The following is an 18,196-nucleotide window of genomic DNA, read 5'->3' on the forward strand; positions in this document are numbered from 1 at the left end:
AACGCGGGAGCGTGAAGCACAAGCCGGGCGCGCATTCGATTCCTGCTGGACGCCCTTTGCCGCCGTGCGCACACTCACTGCATGCCTGAAGCCGATGACGACGCGATTCCCGAACTGGTGGAGCACCCCATCGGCCCGGAGCTTGATCTCCACACCTTCCGGCCGGATGAAATCAGCAGCCTGCTGCCCGAATACTTCGCCGAATGCCGGAAGCGCGGCATCCTCCGCGTCCGCATCATTCACGGCAAAGGCAGCGGCACGTTGCGAACCGGCGTGCATCAGTTGCTCACGAAACTGCCCGAAGTTCAGCAATGGATCTGGCCCGCCGATGAAACCAGCGGCTCCTGGGGCGCGACGTGGGTGGTTTTGAAGGCGTGAGCAATTACTGCGTCCACTTCGAGCTCGTCCACACCTTCGGCTTCGCGTTCTCCAGCTTTTCGAGATCGAGGGGCGTGTGGTTCTTCACTTCCAGTTTCTGGCCGCGGATGTCGAGGGTCAGAGGGCCGGTGAGGTCGGCTTTTTCCAGCCAAAAGCGCAGGCGGATGTCGGCAGTGGTATGGGCCTCGACGCTGGCGGGGCGCTCGACGGGCAGGATGAAAGGGGGCACATCCTTGCCAGCGGCATTGATCAGGCGCACGTCCGGCGGTTGCATGGAAAGCGGGCGGGGGCTGGTGTTCTTGTAGCGGACTTCGAGATCGAGCCGGGCATTGCCAAAATCACGCTCCAGCGTGCAGCGGCGGAGCTGCAGGGGCGAATCAGCGTTCATCCCGGCCACGGGGCCGTCTTCGACCGGGGTGGTGTTCGATTGAAAGGACCACCAGATGGCGATGCCGCCCACGAGGAGCAGCAGCCAGACTTCGAATCGTTGGAACAAACGCATGAGGGGAAGAACCGGGTTTTCCGGGGTTGTCAAACCGGGAAGTTGCCCTAGCATGCCCGCCCCCCGGACCCGGCGGCTGGTTTGCAGCCCCGCCTTGGTCTTGAGGAACACGTTTTCTCCCCCATTTTCCCCCATGAACATCAACGTCGAACACCAGCCCAACTGCCGCGCCGTCGCCCACGTGCGCGTTCCTGCCGATCAAGTCGGCAAAGAGCGTGACGAGATCATCACCTACTTCGCCAGCATGGTGCGCCTGCCCGGCTATCGCCCCGGCAAAACGCCGAAGAGCATCGTCGCCAAGCGTTACGAGAACGAGGTGAAGGACGAACTCGAGAAAAAGCTCATCAGCGAAGGCCTGCGCCAGGCTGTGAAGAGCGAAGGCCTCGAACTCCTGAACGTCCTCGCCGTGAACGACAAGATGTATCACGACACGGACAAGAGCTTCAGCTTCACCATCGAGATGAGCCTCGCACCGAAGTTTGAGCTGCCTGAATACACCGGCATTCCCGTCAAACTCCCGCGCATCGAAATCACCGACGCCGATGTGGACCACGATCTCCTTCACCTCCGCGAACACCAGGCCACCTATGAAGACGTGGACCGTGCCGCCGCCATTGGCGATGTCGTCGTCCTCAGCGTCACCGGCAGCCTCGACGGCCAGCCGCTCGGCGAAGCGATGCCCGACGCACCTGCTCATCTCATGGAGATGAAGGAAAACTGGTTCCTCCTCGCTGAAGAAGATGATTTCCTCCCCGGCTTCTACGCAGGTCTTGTCGGCATCGCCAAAGATGAGGAGCGCACGCTCAACATCACCCTGGCCGACGACTTCAACTTTGAAGCCCTGCGTGGCAAAACGATCGCCCTGGCCGCCAAATGCCTCAGCGTGAAAAACAAGGCCGTGCCTGAACTCACCGAAGAACTCATCAAGAAGGTCGGTGGAGATGACATGACGCTCGAAACGCTGCGCGAAGAAGTGCGTGACGCCATCCGCCGCCGCCGCGAGCAGGCTCGTGACTCGGCGAAGGCCAATCAGGTCATCGCCCATCTCTTTGAGAAGGTGGAATTTGAACTGCCGCAGGAAGTCGTGAACCGCGAAGCCCAGCGCCGCACCAATGAGATCGCCATGCGTGCCATGCAGCAGGGCATCGGCGAGGAAGAACTCATGAAGCAGCAGGACGAGATCCTCAACAGCGCCACCAATCAGGCCCGCCAAAACGTGAAGGTGAGCTTCATCCTCGAACAAATCGCGAAGAAGGAATCTCTCGAAGTCCCCGGCCAGAAGATCGCCATGGCCCTCGCCCAGCTTGCCGAGCGTCAGAAGGTGCCGGCGAAGAAATTCATGGCCGAAGCTCAGAAGAGCGGCCTCATCGACAATGTCCGCGGTGACCTGCTCCTGCAGGAAGCCATGGAGTTCCTCAAGGACAAGGCCGCCGTCGAAGAAACCGACCCCGAGCCGGAACACTGCGACGCGCACAGCAAGTGATGCGGCTGCGCCGTCAAGGATTCGTCAAGAGGTCAAGGAATGGTCAAGTCGGTCACTACCACGACACTTGACCACTTCTTGACCGGTGAAGCCTTGACTCCTTGACCCGATCACAACTCCTTGATCGAAACATTCCTGAACTGAATCAGGCTGGAGGCCGGAGAAAGTTCGCCGGTCTTCGCATTTTTACCGCCGTGGTGCTGGAGGCCGAGTTTTCCCTTTGAGGGAACGCCGGGAAGCTGCGCGTTTTCGATCACGGTTTTGCCATTCAACACGACGGTGAGGCGGTCGCCTTTCATCGTGATCTCAAAGGTGTTCCATTCACCCACCGGTTTGTCGGCCTTCACCTTCGGGGTCACACCAGCGCGGACTTCGGGCGGCATGGTTTTGTCCATGCGATAGCCATAGACTTCACCGGAACCGACCGGCCAGCACCAGATGTTGATCTGGGATTTGCCCACGCCGCGCAGGTAGATGCCGGAGTCAGCGTTCGGCGTCGGGATTTTGATCTCCTTGCCGTTTTCATCGAGCTTGTGCGTGCCATCGGGCAACACGACCGGCATGTCGTAGAGACCGGTGGTCTGCTTGAGTCGCCAGTCGATCTTCAGCGTGAAATCGCCGTATTCCTTCGCGGTCCACAGGTTCTTGTCCTTCCCCGGCGCCTCGCTGCAAGCGTCGTAATCAATGACACCGTCGATCACCTTCCAGTGACCGTTGTCGCCTTCAGGCACGACCCAGTTGGCGAAGTCTTTGCCGTTGAACAGCGGGGTGAAGCCTTCGTCAGCCGCGAAAGCAGCGGCAGACAGGGCAAGGAGGGAGAGCAGGATCGTCTTCATGGTCTCAAGAGAACGAAACAGGCGAGGTTTGCATTGCAGGCAGAAGCCTGAATGTGCCATGAGTGGCGAATGCCTCACGATCTTCACGCCGCACTCAAACAGCACTTCGGCCACAAGGCCTTTCGTGCCGGGCAGGAGCAGGTGATGGAAGCGCTGCTGGCCGGACGCAGTGCGCTGGCCTTGTTTCCGACGAGCGCGGGCAAATCGCTCTGCTACCAACTGCCTGCGCTGCTCATGGACGGCGTCACGCTGGTCATCTCGCCATTGATTGCGCTGATGAAAGACCAGGTGCAGGCGCTTCGGGCACGCGGCATTGCGGCAGCCCGGCTAGACTCATCCCTCTCGGCAGATGAAGCGGCGCAGGTCTTTGATGACATGCGCAACGGCACGCTGAAGCTGCTCTACATCGCTCCGGAGCGGCTCATGAATGAAAATTTCGTCGAGCGGCTCAAGCGTCTGCGCATTTCGATGATGGCCGTCGATGAAGCGCACTGCATCTCCGAGTGGGGGCATAATTTCCGGCCCGAGTACCTGCGCTTGGCACTCGTGGCCAAAGAACTCGGCATCAAGCCGGTGCTCGCGCTCACAGCGACGGCCACGCCATCAGTCGCGGCGGATATTCGACGCGCCTTTGGCATTGAGCAGGCGGATCATGTTCAGACTTCGTTTCTGCGGCCGAATCTGCACTTCCGCATCACGCCTTGCACCGCGCAGCAGCGTCTGCCGACGCTCACGAAGCTGCTGCTCAAGCGCAAGGTGCCTTCCATCGTCTATGTGACGCTGCAAAACACCGCCGAGCACGTCGCCACGCATTTGCAGAGGAATGGCGTCAACGCACTCGCCTATCACGCCGGTTTGCCCGACGAGCATCGTCACGCCGCGCAGGATGCGTTCATGAATGGCCAGACGGATGTCATTGTAGCCACCATCGCCTTCGGCATGGGCATCGACAAAGCGGACATCCGCGCCGTGTATCACTACAACCTGCCCAAGACCCTCGAAAACTACTCGCAGGAAACCGGTCGCGCCGGTCGCGATGGCAAAACGTCTGTCTGCGAGATGCTCGCCTGTGCCGACGACTGCATCGTGCTGGAAAACTTCACGTTTGGCGACACACCGACGCCGCAGGCCATCCGTCAGCTTCTTGATCACCTGCTGCTGCAAGGCGGCGAGTTCGACATCTCAATGTACGACCTTTCTCATGCCACAGACATCCGTCCACTCGTCATCGAGACCGTCATCACCAATCTCGAACTCGACGGCATCCTGCGTCCGCTCGGCTCTTTTTACGCCAGCTATCAATTCCGCTTCATCCAGCCCGAGCAGCGCATTCTTTCCGGCCACAAACCCGAGCGACAGACTTTTCTGCGCAGCTTGTTTCAATGCGGCAAGCGCGGCACGAAATGGATCACGCTCAATCCCGACGAGGCCGCCACCGAACTCAACGAACCACGCGACCGCGTGCTCAAAGCGCTCACCTGGCTTCAAGAATCTGGCGACATTGAACTCAAACCGAGCGGCAGCCGGCAGAAATATCGCCTCGCCGAAGACGCGCATCGTCGCGATCCGAAGGAGATCACGAAAAAGATGCAGCAACTCTTCGCCGAACGCGAGAAACGTGATGTCGAGCGTCTGCGCCAGGTACTCGAACTCGCCCAGCATCGCGGCTGCCTCACGAAATGGCTGCTTAACTACTTCGGCGAAGCCACCGCAACTGACTGCGGCACCTGCACGAGCTGCAAAGAACGCGAAAAAGGCATCATCGACGATTCGCCGCGCGAAATCCCGCAATCCGCGCCGCCGCCGATCACCGTCGAGCATGTCGCGGCCATCCACGAAGTCATCGCCGAACGCAAAGCCGCTCTCAGATCGTCACGCCAACTCGCCCGTTTCCTCTGCGGTCTCACCAGTCCTGCGACCAGTCGCGAACGCCTCGGCAGGCATCCGAGCTTCGGTTTGCTCGAACGCATTCCGTTTGCCGATGTGCTTGCGCAGGCGGAGAGCATGGTGCGGTGATGCAGCAGATCGAGCCGGAGGCTCACAAGAAATTAGCCGGTGGTGAAACCACCGGAAAACATGCCAACAACGTTCCAATGCATGTCGCGCCCCGGAGGGCGCGCGAGAAGCACGCGAAGATGCTGTGGCCTTGCGCACGCTTCTCGCGCCCTTTCAGGGCGCATCGGCTGTGAATGGCGCGGTGCCGGCTTCAGTCCGGTGGTTCTCGATGGCTTCGCCATCTCCACCACCGGCTAATTTCTCCCGAGCCTCCGGCTCGTCAGAGGATGCCGCGCAGCACTGCTTTCCAGTGACTTGCCTCATCAGTTCAAAAAAACCCTTCTTCCGCTCACTTGAGATGCGCCAGTTCACCGGGATGCTTTGATAGCCGTCGTCGAAGCCCTCGCCCTTCATGCGGAAGTCGAAGAAGCCCCAGGAAACGTGTTCCTTCACGGCGGTGGTGAAGTTATTGTCGGGCTGGTCGAAGTCGAAATGATCGTCCTCGTTGTTTACTATGGGGATGTTCCGGTCGCCACGCGCGGTTTTGACCTTGGCGATGAACTTGCGCATCGCGTCCGGGCCTTTGACGCCATTGCCATGGATGAGCAGGAAGTCGGAATGCTCGATCACGTTCGGCGTCGGCACCGCGCCGCCGCCGAACGACGTTCCGACGAGCAGGCGGCGGCCATCGACCGTCGTCATGCCTTTCACCCGCTGGATCAGTTCATGCACGCGGCCCGGCTTCAGGATGGCGTGATCGTACTTCACGTTGGCTTCGTTGTTGACCTCGATGAGCACGTTCCGCCAGTTTTTGGAGAGAACCCAGAGCGCGGTGGCATCGACGGCGGCGATGACGGCTTGTTCGTCCTTGAGACGCTGATCCTGGCCGAAGTAAAACACGCCGAGAATCACTACCATGCCCAGTTCATCGGCTTTCTTGATGATTTCCTCCGCACGCATGAGGTAATCGCCGCGCAGCGTGCCGTCGTCGTTGATGGCGGAGTTGTGCCAGGGCTGATCCTTCGAGTAGCCGTAGGGCGAACCGCCTTGCAGATTCAACGTGAAGGCCAGCAGGCCGTGCTTCCGCCATTCCGGCATCGCGGCGATGAATTCGCGCGTGTTGCGCCCCGCGCTCCACTTGTTCGTGTCGGGATAGGCCCAGTTCTTCACGGTCTCCGGATTTCGATCATCGAAAATGCCCTGCACCATGCGCGAGTTCATGAGCAGACCCTCGATCCGATGCCCCTGCCACTCGCGGCCTGCGTAGGTCGGCTTGCCGTTGAGATGAAAATCCTCTCCCTGGATGCTGACGACGGTTTCGGCTCGCAGAAAGCTGCCAAGGAGCATGAGTGGAAAAACAAGCCTGTTCATGCGGCTCCAAACGTGATTTCGGTCAGAGCATTGCGGAGAAAACAAATCCTTGCCAGAACGCCTGTTTTTTGGCGGTATGAACATCGCCATGCGCATTCTTCCGCTTCTTTCCATCCTCCTCGCCGCCGTCAGCCTGCGTGCTGAATCCTTGCTGCCTCCGAACGCCCGAGTCGCCGTGATTGGCGACAGCATCACGGAGCAGAAGATCTATTCCAAATACATCGAGGCCTACCTGCTGGCCTGCACGGGGCGCAGCGACATCAAGGTGTTCCAGTTTGGTTGGAGCGGCGAGCGTGCCGGAGGATTCGCGGCACGGCTTGAGAATGACCTCGCGGTGTTCAATCCGAACGTCGCCACGACCTGCTACGGCATGAACGACGGCAGCTACACCGCCTTCACACCGCAGATCGGCGGCGAGTATGAGAAAAACATGCGCGCCATCCTGGCCGGATTCAATAAGGCCGGCGTGAAAGTGGTGGCGGTGGGTTCGCCTGGGGGAGTCGATCCTGATTTCTTCACGCGGCCGACGATCAAGGGCGAGATCTACAATGAAAACCTCGCGCAGCTTCGCGACATCGCGAAGAAGCTCGCGGAGGAGAACAAACAGCCCTTTGCGAACGTGCATGACACGATGATGAGCGCTCTCGCCAAATCGAAAGCGGCGCTTGGCAAGGGCTACGGTCCCTTCGGCGGCGATGGCTTCCATCCGGCACCAGCGGGTCAACTATTGATGGCGCAGGCGTTCCTGAAGGCGCTCGGTTTCGACGGTGAGATCGGCACGATCACGGTGGACATGAAGGGCGAGTGTACGGCGAGCAGCGGGCATGCCGTCATAGCGGGCAAGGGCGGCAGCGTGACACTGGAGAGCACGAAGTGGCCCTTCGTTTTCGATGCCGATCCGACAAGTGCCGGCAGCAACCGCAGCATCCTGCCCTTCACCAGCTTCAATCAGGACCTGAACCGCCTCACTTTGCAGGTGAAGAATCTCGGTTTCGCCAAGGCGAAGGTCACTTGGGGTGCGCAGAGCAAGGAATTCACGCGTGACCAGCTCGAAGCGGGTATCAATCTCGCCGCCGAGTTCACCCAGACACCGTTTGATGCCGCGTTCGCCAGTTTAACCAACGCCATCACGCTGAAGGAGAGTTTTGAAACGGCCCTGGTCAAGGGTCTGGTCACGCACATGCGCGTGGTGGCTGCAGAAGCTGCCGAGGAAGCCAAGGTGGCCGTCGCGCTGGCGAAACTGAAGAAGAAACTCGCCGACGAGCACGCGAAGATGGATGCCAACGTGCGCAAGCAGATCAAACCCGTCACGCACTCGATCAAGGTCGAGGAAGTGCTCTGATCTGCGCTACAGAAAGTCCTCCCAAGGCAGCAGCCGGAAAAACCAATAACCCACACGGCGGCTCAGCGGCGCGTGCGGATCGGTGTGGTGCACCTTGCTCCGTCCGTCGGGTCGTTGGCCTGACCAGAGGATGGAACCCTTGCTGGTGCGCGTGATGTGCCAGCAATGGGTGGGTTGCAGGTCTTCGAGGAGATAAGACTTCAATCGCGAGGCAAGGGCGGCGCTCTGGATGATCACGCCGGTCTCCGTGTTGATGTACTTTGAGCGCGGATCCATGTTGTAGGAGCCGATGAAGGAGACGCGGTCGTCCACAACGATGCCCTTGGTGTGCATCCCCATGGGCGTGAGCCGTTTGACGCGAATGTAATCCCTGCGCGATGGCGCACGGGCGTTGAGCTCATAAAGACCGATGCCAGTGTCGAGAGCATCCGAGCGCCGGTTGGCGATGCCTGCCATGGCCGGGAGCCCGTCGATGGAGGCCAGAGAATTGGTGAGCACCTGCACGCCGACGCCGCGTGCGGAAATCTGCCGCAGCAATTCGAGTGTGTCTTTTTGCGGGATGAAGTAGGCGGCATGCATCACCACCTCGGATCTGGCATTGCGCATGGCATTCTCCACCTGGCGGCTCACGGGTGATGAGACACGAGTCTGCCGCAGCATGCGTTCCGGCGGATCGGACACAAAATCGTATTCCGCCCAGATCATGCGACCGCTCATCTGGCGCAGGACTTTGAGGGATTCGGCGCGGCTCAGCGAGGTGGGGAAGGGGCAGCCGTTTCTTCTGGCGAGAGAGCGTTTCTTGCGGGCGATGTGATCACGCAGTTTCTGCAGCTCCTTGCGTTCGCGGTCGGTGACCTTGGCCTGATCGTCAATGCGCGTGAGTGGCGAGGACCAATAGACGTCGAACGACTTTGCCGAGTCATTCACCACCGGCCCGATGGCGATGAAGTCGAGATCGCGCATGTTGCGCTCGCGATGGATGCCAAAATAGGTGTCGCCGAGGTTGCGTCCGCCACCGATGACGATGGCGTTGTCCGCCACCATGAGCTTGTTGTGCATGCGGCTCTGAATGCGGTCGATTTCTCCGATCACCGGGATCGGATTGCCGGCAAAGATGCCCTTCAGATCTGTCATCGGATTGAAGAAGCCCACCTGAATGTTCGGATGCGCGGCCAGTGCGGCACTGCTCACTTCTTTCTGCGCGTCGCCGGTGATGTCCAGCAGCAGGCGGACACGCACGCCGCGATCCGCCGCGGCCAGCAAGCGGTCGGCGAAGACCGTGCCGACGACATCGTCCCGCCAGATGAAGTACTGCACATCCAGCGTCCGCTGCGCCGACTCCACCATCGCCAGGCGAGCGAGATAAGATTCCTCGCCGTCCGGCAGAATTTCGAAGCCGGACGTGCCGCTGCGATGCACGGTGCGCTCACGGCAGGCGTGTGAAAGGGTCTCCTGACTGACGAATCCGACGGTGGGCAACGCTGCCGCATCCGGCCTTGAAGTGCCGCATGAGGCCAGCCCCAAAACAGTCAGTCCGCAAATCAGAAAACGAGGCACAAGATTCATCCATGTACAATTCCTGTTCAGGACAAACTTGCAAGTCTGCCAAAAACGAACGTGGGAGTCCGTTCTACCTCCATGCTCCTGACCGATCTCGCCTGGCCTGCCGTTGCCGCCCTCGATAAAAACACTCCTGTCATCTTTCCCGTGGCCGCGCTGGAGCAGCACGGGCGGCATATGCCGGTCTTCACCGACAGCATGCTTACGAACGAGCTTGTGCGCCGTGCGGAGGCTGCGCTGGGTGATCGCGTGTTGATCGCGCCGCTGATGTGGCTGGGGAATTCGCATCACCACATGGATTTCCCCGGCACTTTGTCGGCGGAGCCGCGCTTGTATCTCGATCTGCTCAACGGGCTGATGGACAACTTCATCGCCCACGGCTTCAAGCGTCTCGTTTTCCTCAACGGCCACGGCGGCAACGACATTCCCGGCAAGCAGGCCGTCTTCGAGACGCGGCAGAAATACCGCGAGCGTAAAGACCTGCTGCTGCTCTTCGCCACTTACTGGAATCTCGGCGCCGAACCTTGGACGCGCGATCCTTCGATCAAACAACGCGTCATGGGCCATGCCTGCGAATGGGAGACCAGCATGGTCCTGCGTCTGCGCCCCGAACTCGTCGGCGATCTCACAAAAACCAGCGACGTGCCCTTCGGCAATGCTTTCGAGCCAGCTTCACGCGGCTGGATCATGACGGATCGCAGCGAACCCGGCCATGTCGGTGATCCGCGTTCTGCGACGGCGGAAAAGGGGGAGGTGTTGTTTCAATGCTTCACGGAAGAAGTCGTGAAGATGCTGGAACGTGTGATCGCGTGGGATGGAAGGAGCTGGGAAGGATAGCTTTATGCCCACCGCAGACACAACGGCACCAACATCCTATGACGAGTGGTTGAATCTCTCGGACGATGAGCGAGACCGCGTACATCGTGAGGTTTGGAACGTCTATGATCGTGATGGCATCGGAATCGCGACTATTGCAGCCGGGAGGCTGGCGCTCGTCTGCACGACAAAGGTTTTGGATATGAGAATTGGCACTTATCATGGAGGCGAGTTCGTCCTGCATATGTGTGTCAGCGACAATGATCTTCCAAAGATGCCAGAGATGCTTAGCCAAAGGTTTGAAGGCTTTCGCGTGATTTGGATGCCGACATCGAATTGGCGATAACCTATCATGAAACAACGCTCCCCCCTCTGGAAATGGTATCTCTGCGGCCTGCTGCTGCTGGCGACGACGATCAATTACATGGACCGGCAGACGCTGGCGAACGCGGCGGTGCGGGTGACGAAGGAGTTCAAATTGTCGCAGGAGCAGTATGGAGACATGGAGCTGGCGTTTGGCTGGGCGTTTGCGGTGGGATCGCTGGTGTTTGGGTTTTTGGCGGACCGGTTTCGCGTTTACTGGCTGTATCCGATTGTTTTGAGCGGATGGTCGTTGATGGGGATCGCCTCGGCTCACACGGATGGCTACTGGCCGCTGCTGACATGCCGTGTGTTGCTGGGATTCTTTGAGGCGGGGCATTGGCCGTGTGCGCTGAAGACGACCTTCGCGCTGCTGGACCCGAAGGATCGAACGATGGGCAACAGCGTGCTGCAAAGCGGCGCGTCCATCGGCGCGGTGGTGACGCCGCCGATGATGCTGTGGCTTATGACGGACGACATCAGGAGCTGGCGTTTCGCGTTTGAGGTGATCGGCGGCATCGGATTGCTCTGGGTGGTGATCTGGTTCCTCTCCATTCGCAAGACGGAACTGGATGTGGTGATCCCCGATGATCCGACGAAGCGTGAAGGCATGTGGGACATCCTGCTGGGTCGTCGCTTCTGGGCGCTGGCGATTTTGATCTTCGGGGCGCAGACGTGCTGGCATTTGTTCCGTGTGTGGCTGCCGAAGTTCATGCAGGAGGGACGCGGTTACTCGGAGACGGAGGCGCTGACGTTCAACTCGGCCTACTACATCGGCACGGACATCGGCTGCATCGCCGCAGGGGTCATCTCGCTGTGGCTGGCGCGGCGTTTTGCCATCTCGGCGCATGGCGCACGCCGCTGGGTCTATGCGGGAGCGTGTGTGATGACGTCGTTCAGCGTGCTGCTGCTGTGGCTGCCGAAGGGCTGGCCGCTGATGGGTGCGATCCTCGTCGTGGGCGCCGGGGCGCTGGCGCTGTTTCCCTGCTACTACAGCTTTGTGCAGGAGCTTTCGGATCGACACGTGGGCCGGCTCACGGGCTTGCTGAGCACCTGGGTGTGGGCGGTGTCCTCGCCGATGCACAAGATTTTCGGACGGATGGTCGATGAGACGAAATCCTTCGACATGGGCATGGCGATGGCCGGCTTGGCCCCGTGGCTCGGCGTGATCGCGATGAAGCTGCTGTGGGATCAGTCCAAATCTTCGACCACTTCTTCATCGCCCTCATCGGCATAAATGCCCTGGGAGATGACGCGTTCGGTGACTTCGTCGAGATAGGACTGCAATACCTCGCTGAGCTCGAGAAATTCGGGCCAGAGGGTTTCTTCCACGAAACTGCGCGGCACTTTGACCATGACGGTGTTCCGTCGCTGACGGGCGCGGCGATAGGGCTTGAGCGCGTAGCGTCGTAGCAGGGCGAGAAAGAGTTTTCGCGACCAACCATCGACGAGGGTGAATTTGTATTCGACGGGGCGGTCAATCTTCGCGGTTTCGCCGATGCGGCGTTTGATGCGGGCGATGGCCTCGGCGGCAGCTTCTTTCTCGCCATGAGTCGTGGCACCGGCATAGAGGCGCTCGATTTTGCGGAGCTTGTCGAAGAGATCCTGTTCGCGCATGCGTGTTATGACGCACGACGGATCCCGCGAGTTGCCAGAATGTTGCGCACAAGGCGGAGCATGTCGGCGGGCTCGTAGGGCTTCGGCAGCACGGCGGCGAAGCCGTAGGAGGCGGGATTGGCCATGACGGGATCGTCCGAGTAGCCGCTGGAGACGATGGCGAAGACCTCGGGGTCGAGGGCGCGGAGTTTTTCCATGGCGCGTATGCCACCCATGCCGTTGGGGATGCTGAGATCGAGAATGACGAGATCGAAGGCGCGGCCTTGATTCATGCTTTCCTGATATTGCCGCACTGTGTCGCTGCCTTCGGCGCTTTCAGCGACCTCAAAGCCGTTGCTGGTGAGATTGCGGACAATGAGGGAACGAACGAGAGGATCGTCCTCGAGAACCAGGATGCGTGGCGTGGCGGCGGTGAGTTCCGGCGGTGTGTCGAAAACTTTGCTGATGCCGAAGGCGTCGGCCTCCTCGGCATCGGAATCGAGCGGGAGGTAGAAGCGGACGGTGGTGCCGCGCCCGGGTTCGGAGCTCACGGTGAGCGAGCCACCGTGGGCTTTGGCGATGGATTCGCACACGGTGAGGCCGAGACCGGTGGCGTTGTCGGCTTTGCGCGTGCTGAAGTAAGGCTCGAAAATATGAGCCAGGTGGTCGGGCTGGATGCCTTCCCCCTTGTCTTCGACTTCGATGGCAAGGCCGGAGGGCTGGAAGTTGGTGTCCGTGACCATTTCACCGGGGAACATCTCGGCGTGATCGGGAGCGAAGCAGCGCACAATGATCTCGCCGCCGTTGGGCTGGGCTTGTTCAGCGTTGCGGATGAGGTTGCTCAAAAGACGGCGGACTTGGGCGCCATCGATGGCGATCTGCGGCAAATTGGGCTGCACCTCGATGCGATACTCGATGCGGGTGGCCCGGGTGTGATGCGTGAAGAAGGTGTCAATCAGATCGCCGAGACGAAGATGCGTTTTGATCGGCGCACCGCCACGGGCGAAGGTGAGGAGTTGCTGGACGAGGTTCTGCGCTTGAAGCGTGGCCTGCTTGGCCGTGTGCAGCTCAGGCAGCGTGATGGCGTTGCGCAGGCGCATCTCGGCGAGTGAAATGTTGCCGAGCAGGACGGTGAGCAGGTTGTTGAAGTCGTGGGCGAATCCACGGGCGAGCAGGCCGAGAGATTCGAGACGGTCGATGCGGTTGCGGCGCTCAGCTTCTTCGCGACGAGCAGTGACATCCTGCAGGAGCAGGAGCAGACCCTCGCCGAAGGGATAGCCGCGCATTTCGAGCCAGATCTGCTTTTCGTCGAGGTAGAGCTCGCGGTTCACCGTCTCACGATGCAGCATGGCATGGGCGAGCGCCTCATGATGCAACTCACGTGTGGCGGAGGGCATGATGTCCCACAACGAAAGGCCGAGCATGTCGGACAACTGGCGGTCGAAGAGGCGTACGGCGCTGGCATTGGCATACGTCACTCGCCAGCGGGCATCGAGAGCGAAGAGGGGATCCGAGATGCTTTCGACGACATCGACGAGCGGCGCGGTGCTGCGGTTTGCCTCAATCGTGACCGCCGGTGCCTGCACGGTGGCTGAGCGGAAGAGAATGATGAGACCGGTGAGCTGTCCTTGGGCATCACGCAACGGTGCGGTGCGGTCTTGGATGGGCAGCCGTTCACCGGAGCGGGTGGTGAGATAGACGGTGCGCTCACCAGCTTGTGCAGCGGCCTCCGCTGGCAGGATGTCGGCGGGTTCGCCCGTGCTTTGATAGACACGAAAGACTTCGTTCAAGGAACGGCCAACGGCTTCCTGAGCGTTCCAACCGGTGGCACGGGCGGCGGAGGGATTCATGAATACGACCCCGCCGGACAGATCGGCGGCGATGACGCCATCGGCGAGGCTTTGGAAGGCTTCGAAGTAACTGTGTTCACGACGCTGGCGTTCGTTCTCTTCCAGATGGCGCTGGGCGGCGACTTCGACAGCGAGGCGAAGTTCGTCGTGATTGAAAGGTTTCAGCAGGTAGCCATGCGGATGCGTCTGCCGTGCGCGGGCGACGGTGTCGAGATCGGCGCAGGCGGTGACGTAAACGATGGCCACACGGCTGCGGCGCTGCAATTCACGGGCGGTGTCGATGCCGTCGAGCTGACCGGCGAGGTGGACATCCAGCAGCACGAGATCTGGACGGAGTTCTTCAAAACGCTCCAGGGCTTCCTCCCCGGAGGCGCAGATGCCGACAACGGCATAGCCGAGTTTGCCGAGAGACGTGGCCATGTCGCAGCCGACGAGGCCCTCGTTTTCGACGATCAAGATGCGGATGCGGTCAGAATTGGTCATTTCCCTAGTGGAGAGATTATTCTAGCCGAGATGAATTAGAAACGCCATAAAAAATCCACGTTTCTGCTGTAACGGCTCAAGAAAGTGCCTGGCTCAAGCGCAAGCCCCGCATCTGCCGGAGAATGAGGCCGGCTCAGTTTCAGTTCGTGGACGTTGCCGGACCGTTCTTGCCGGGAGGGAAGTAGCTGATGTCGATTCCCTCTTTGCGCAGGGCTTTTTTCACCTCTTCGGCAAGCTGGGCATAGGTGCGTTCGCGCAGGAGGTGGGTTTTGACGGCGGCCTGCTTCTCTTCTTTGCTCTTCGCGTTCTGCACCTGGCGGAGGTAGGCGATGATGTTGGCGGCGTCGCCTTTGCCATCAAGGTGGTAGAAGAAATAAGTCAGCAGACCAGCGGAGCCGTAGTTTTCGTTGGCAGAGCCGCCCTTGCCGAGCGCTGCCGACCAGCGGTCGCCTTCGATGGTCATGAGTTCCTCCAAGTCGATCATGGTGTAGCTCTTGCCTCCCCCTTCATAGTTTCTCCTTTTGGCAAAGTTCTGCAGCAGGCGGTTCAGGCCGATCAGGCTGAAACGCCCATTGCTGTTGTACTCCAGCATGCTGACGTATTCGGCCGCGCCTTCAATGTACCATGTGGGCAGCTTGTTCAGCCAGTGATTCATCATCTGATGCGTGATTTCATGAATCAGCACCACGTTGTCCTGGTCGCTGCCGTTCTCCAGTGACACACGACTGCCCACCATCTTCACCCCCAGGCTGGAGAGGGGCACCATGAGGGCCTTCTTTCCCCGCGAATAAACGCCTGCCGAACCCTCGATGCCTTCCTTCATATAGTCCGATTTTTCGGTGAACAGGCGTGCCAGGAAGAACTCGCGCAGCGGCTCGGGCTGGGGTTTGAAGTCCAGCGGCAGAAGGCTGTTGATCAAGTACGTGGCTTCAAACATGCGCCCGAATTCGCGTACCACATTGGCACCCAGCTTGGAATCGCACTGAAACTCGTAATGTGGCGAACGGTAGATGAACTCCTTGGTGGCGGCGTCTTCCTTGATCACGGTGACCACCGGCTTGTCCTCCAGAGAGACCGTGCGCGGCCAGGTGGTGCTGGCGGCCGGGCTACCGGAGGGCGAAGAAGCCGTTGAGGTGGCTGGCGAGGCAGGAGCCTGACTTTTGGCAAAGGCCTGGTCTTCGGCGGACAACCGTGCCAACGGCACGGTGAAAGTGCTGCCATTCGCCATGCGGATCTTCACTCCGTCGCCTTCCAGCGCCACGAATGCGGCATCGATCTTGCGGCCATCCGTGCTGGTCCAGATACGAGTGGGGGGGACGGTCGTCTGCGCCAGCGAGACGGCAGACAGCATTGCGGCGGTGGCGATGCACAAAAAGCGGGAGAACTTCATGGTGGTGATTTTGCGAGGAGTGCTGCCAAATGTCGAGCATTTAGGCATTCGGCAGCCTGATGGCCCTGATAAAAAAGTGTGAAGATAGGTTTTTGTACTCGTCAATCCCCCACAGGTCCGGGTAGCTTTGCCTCCTCAATTGCACCACCTCTCATGAAAACATTCGTATATCTCCTCTCCATCCTCGCATTCAGCCTGTCGCTTTCTGCCGCCGAGACGGCGCCGAAAAAGAAAAGTCCGGCCAAACCCAAGGCTCCCGCCACCGAGGAGGCCAAGCCATCCGCCAAGGTCGAAGCCGTCGCCAAAACGCTCACGCCGTCCCAGCGCACCAAGCTGCTCGACCTGTTGAACGAAGGAGATGACAAGGCTCTGATGACGATCCCCAATGTGGGCGAAACCCGTGCTGCCGCGATTAAAAAGGCCCGTCCCTTTGCCGATGTGACCAACGTGATGAAGGTCGAAGGCATCGGCGAAGCGACCTTTGCTGAAATGGTCGCGCATGCGAAGGCAGGCTTCCCGCAGCCGGAGAAGGCAGAGGCCAAAGAAGAGCCTGCCCCGAAAAAGAAGGCTCCGGCCAAGTCGAAGACCACGCCGAAGAAAAAGGACGCCAAATAAGCCTGCGGGCTGTCTGGAAGGCTTTCGTGCCTCAATGATAGGGTGAATCCGGGAGAATGGCCCTCAAATGCCATTCTACCCGGACCTTGTGAAATTTTTCACAAATAGCGGTTGCCGCCCTGCGGGACGCTCGGATAATCAAACCCGATTCTCCCTGCAGCTCCCTGCATTTTCATGGCCACCATCACCGTCCAACGACCCAAACTTGCCTGGCATGAACGCTGGTTCATTTCCACGCTCCTGAAGGGCCTGAGGATCACGGTGGGGCATGGCATCAAGACCTTCCTCCAGATCGCCGGGAAGAAGCCCAAGGTGACGATGGAATACCCGGAGCAGAAGTGGGACGAGCATTTGCCCGACTACTACCGCGGTGCCCCGGCGCTCGTCACCGATGAGCAGGGTCGTGAACGTTGCGTGAGCTGTCAGCTCTGCGAGTTCATCTGTCCGCCGAAGGCCATCAGGATCACTCCCAGCGAGATTTCGAGCGACGATCCATGGGCGAAGGTCGAGAAGCGGCCCAAGGAGTTCGATATCGACATGATTCGCTGCATTTACTGCGGCATGTGCGAGGAGGTCTGCCCTGAGCAGGCCATTTTCCTGCGCAAAGACTACGCCATCACCGGCCTCTCACGCCAGGAGATGGTTCACGACAAAAAACGCCTCTATGAGATCGGCGGCCAGCGTGTGGGACTGGTGAACAAGTGGAACGAACTCAAGTGATGCCTCCGCTGCTGTTTTATCTGTTCGCACTGATCACCCTGGGCTTCGGCTTCATGGTCGTCACAGGGCGTAATCCGGTCACCTGCGCCCTCTCGCTCGCTGCCAGCTTCGTCGGTCTCGCCGCCCTGTTCCTGAGCCTTGATGCCTACTTCATCGGCATCATTCAAATCCTCGTCTATGCCGGTGCGGTGATGGTCTTGTTCCTCTTCATCATCATGCTGCTCGACATCAAGGCCGAGGAAGGCAAAAAACTGAACCTGCCCGCCATCGTTTCGGGCGTGCTGCTAGCTGTTCTTCTCACCATTCAAATCATTGCCGTTGTCAGCGGAACCGGTTTCGCCAAGAAAAGCACCGCGAATACCCCGCTAGAACTCGCTGAAGCCGCCGGGAAGATCGGCAGAGCGGCGCTGCCCACGATCACCAACGACCTCAAGTCCGGCACGCTGCCCGATGCAAAGCTGATCGGCTTCACGCTCTTTGATCAATACGGCTTCCACCTTCAAGTCATCGGCCTGCTGCTGCTCGTCGGCACGATTGGCGTCGTGGTGCTCAGCAAGCGCGAAAGGAGCGGCACGCCATGATCACGCTCGGTCATTACCTCGTCGTCAGCGGCATGCTGTTCGCGCTTGGTCTCGCCGGTGTCATCGCCCGGCGGAACATCATCATCGTCTATATGTGCCTGGAGATGATGCTCAGCGCCGCGAACCTCGCGTTAGTCGGCTTTTCGCGCTTCCATCTCGTCAACGGCCTGCCGGACTACACCGCGCAGTCGCTCGTTTTCTTCACCATCACCGTGGCCGCCGCTGAGGTGGCCGTGGGTCTCGCCATCATCGTGGCGCTCTTCCGCTCGAAGCAGAGTGTCGATGTCGAGTCTGTCACCAAACTTCAAGGATAACGCG

The 18,196-nt window shown here is 59.8% G+C and carries 18 protein-coding genes; 11 read left to right on the forward strand and 7 right to left on the reverse strand.

Features of this window, described 5'->3' with window-relative positions:
• The first annotated feature begins 81 nt into the window (after positions 1–81).
• Positions 82–378, forward strand: coding sequence for a Smr/MutS family protein (locus tag U1A53_RS05370; protein WP_322279472.1), 297 nt, complete (start codon positions 82–84; stop codon positions 376–378).
• Positions 379–382: 4 nt separating this feature from the next.
• On the opposite strand, the gene U1A53_RS05375 is transcribed toward U1A53_RS05370, so the two are convergent.
• Complete coding sequence (locus U1A53_RS05375; RefSeq protein ID WP_322279473.1) at positions 383–880, reverse strand: hypothetical protein; 498 nt, start codon at positions 878–880, stop codon at positions 383–385.
• Between the two features lie 133 nt (positions 881–1,013).
• On the opposite strand from U1A53_RS05375, the gene tig reads away from it, so the two are divergent.
• Entirely contained in the window at positions 1,014–2,363 is a 1,350-nt protein-coding gene (tig, locus tag U1A53_RS05380) for a trigger factor (RefSeq protein ID WP_322279474.1), read from the forward strand.
• A 110-nt stretch (positions 2,364–2,473) separates the two neighbouring features.
• On the opposite strand, the gene U1A53_RS05385 is transcribed toward tig, so the two are convergent.
• Positions 2,474–3,199 (reverse strand): DUF1080 domain-containing protein, encoded by a 726-nt coding sequence (locus U1A53_RS05385; protein ID WP_322279475.1) that lies wholly within the window; start codon positions 3,197–3,199, stop codon positions 2,474–2,476.
• A gap of 69 nt (positions 3,200–3,268) precedes the next feature.
• On the opposite strand from U1A53_RS05385, the gene U1A53_RS05390 reads away from it, so the two are divergent.
• Positions 3,269–5,215, forward strand: coding sequence for an ATP-dependent DNA helicase RecQ (locus tag U1A53_RS05390; RefSeq protein WP_322279477.1), 1,947 nt, complete (start codon positions 3,269–3,271; stop codon positions 5,213–5,215).
• 153 nt (positions 5,216–5,368) lie between these two features.
• On the opposite strand, the gene U1A53_RS05395 is transcribed toward U1A53_RS05390, so the two are convergent.
• A complete protein-coding gene (locus tag U1A53_RS05395) occupies positions 5,369–6,565 on the reverse strand; it encodes a hypothetical protein (protein WP_322279478.1) in 1,197 nt (398 codons plus the stop codon).
• A gap of 88 nt (positions 6,566–6,653) precedes the next feature.
• Here U1A53_RS05395 and U1A53_RS05400 point away from each other — a divergent pair, with 88 nt between their 5' ends.
• Entirely contained in the window at positions 6,654–7,907 is a 1,254-nt protein-coding gene (locus tag U1A53_RS05400) for an SGNH/GDSL hydrolase family protein (RefSeq protein ID WP_322279479.1), read from the forward strand.
• 6 nt (positions 7,908–7,913) lie between these two features.
• On the opposite strand, the gene U1A53_RS05405 is transcribed toward U1A53_RS05400, so the two are convergent.
• A complete protein-coding gene (locus U1A53_RS05405; RefSeq protein ID WP_322279481.1) occupies positions 7,914–9,464 on the reverse strand; it encodes a phospholipase D family protein in 1,551 nt (516 codons plus the stop codon).
• An 81-nt stretch (positions 9,465–9,545) separates the two neighbouring features.
• Between U1A53_RS05405 and U1A53_RS05410 the strand changes: the two genes are divergently transcribed.
• From U1A53_RS05410 to U1A53_RS05420, 3 genes are read left to right on the forward strand one after another with little or no spacing between them, the layout of a single operon-like run.
• A complete protein-coding gene (locus U1A53_RS05410) occupies positions 9,546–10,304 on the forward strand; it encodes a creatininase family protein (RefSeq protein WP_322279482.1) in 759 nt (252 codons plus the stop codon).
• Positions 10,305–10,308: 4 nt separating this feature from the next.
• The gene (locus U1A53_RS05415) at positions 10,309–10,629 is read left to right on the forward strand and encodes a hypothetical protein (RefSeq protein ID WP_322279483.1); all 321 of its coding nucleotides are present in this window, start codon (positions 10,309–10,311) and stop codon (positions 10,627–10,629) included.
• A gap of 6 nt (positions 10,630–10,635) precedes the next feature.
• Positions 10,636–11,880 carry an MFS transporter gene (locus U1A53_RS05420; RefSeq protein WP_322279484.1) on the forward strand — a complete coding sequence of 415 codons (1,245 nt, stop codon included), beginning with the start codon at positions 10,636–10,638 and terminating at the stop codon, positions 11,878–11,880.
• Here the strand turns inward: U1A53_RS05420 and U1A53_RS05425 are convergent.
• From U1A53_RS05425 to U1A53_RS05435, 3 genes are all read right to left on the reverse strand, one after another.
• Positions 11,835–12,260, reverse strand: a complete 426-nt coding sequence (locus U1A53_RS05425) for a hypothetical protein (protein ID WP_322279485.1) — start codon at positions 12,258–12,260, stop codon at positions 11,835–11,837. The two genes, U1A53_RS05420 and U1A53_RS05425, sit on opposite strands and share 46 nt — an antisense overlap.
• Before the next feature lie 5 nt (positions 12,261–12,265).
• Positions 12,266–14,572, reverse strand: a complete 2,307-nt coding sequence (locus tag U1A53_RS05430) for a response regulator (RefSeq protein ID WP_322279486.1) — start codon at positions 14,570–14,572, stop codon at positions 12,266–12,268.
• Between the two features lie 139 nt (positions 14,573–14,711).
• Entirely contained in the window at positions 14,712–15,962 is a 1,251-nt protein-coding gene (locus tag U1A53_RS05435) for an SHD1 domain-containing protein (protein WP_322279487.1), read from the reverse strand.
• 153 nt (positions 15,963–16,115) lie between these two features.
• Here U1A53_RS05435 and U1A53_RS05440 point away from each other — a divergent pair, with 153 nt between their 5' ends.
• The 4 genes from U1A53_RS05440 to nuoK all read left to right on the forward strand — a co-directional run bounded on the left by U1A53_RS05440 (position 16,116) and on the right by nuoK (position 18,192).
• Positions 16,116–16,577, forward strand: a complete 462-nt coding sequence (locus U1A53_RS05440; protein WP_322279488.1) for a hypothetical protein — start codon at positions 16,116–16,118, stop codon at positions 16,575–16,577.
• A gap of 174 nt (positions 16,578–16,751) precedes the next feature.
• Positions 16,752–17,297 (forward strand): NADH-quinone oxidoreductase subunit I, encoded by a 546-nt coding sequence (locus U1A53_RS05445; RefSeq protein WP_322279489.1) that lies wholly within the window; start codon positions 16,752–16,754, stop codon positions 17,295–17,297.
• Positions 17,297–17,878: an NADH-quinone oxidoreductase subunit J gene (locus U1A53_RS05450; RefSeq protein WP_322279490.1), complete on the forward strand. Its 582-nt coding sequence runs from the start codon at positions 17,297–17,299 to the stop codon at positions 17,876–17,878. Before U1A53_RS05445 ends, U1A53_RS05450 begins: the two co-directional genes overlap by 1 nt.
• Positions 17,875–18,192 carry an NADH-quinone oxidoreductase subunit NuoK gene (nuoK, locus tag U1A53_RS05455; protein ID WP_322279491.1) on the forward strand — a complete coding sequence of 106 codons (318 nt, stop codon included), beginning with the start codon at positions 17,875–17,877 and terminating at the stop codon, positions 18,190–18,192. Before U1A53_RS05450 ends, nuoK begins: the two co-directional genes overlap by 4 nt.
• Positions 18,193–18,196: the final 4 nt, after the last annotated feature.

Origin of the sequence: Prosthecobacter sp. (assembly GCF_034366625.1) — a bacterium.
Lineage (GTDB): Bacteria > Verrucomicrobiota > Verrucomicrobiia > Verrucomicrobiales > Verrucomicrobiaceae > Prosthecobacter.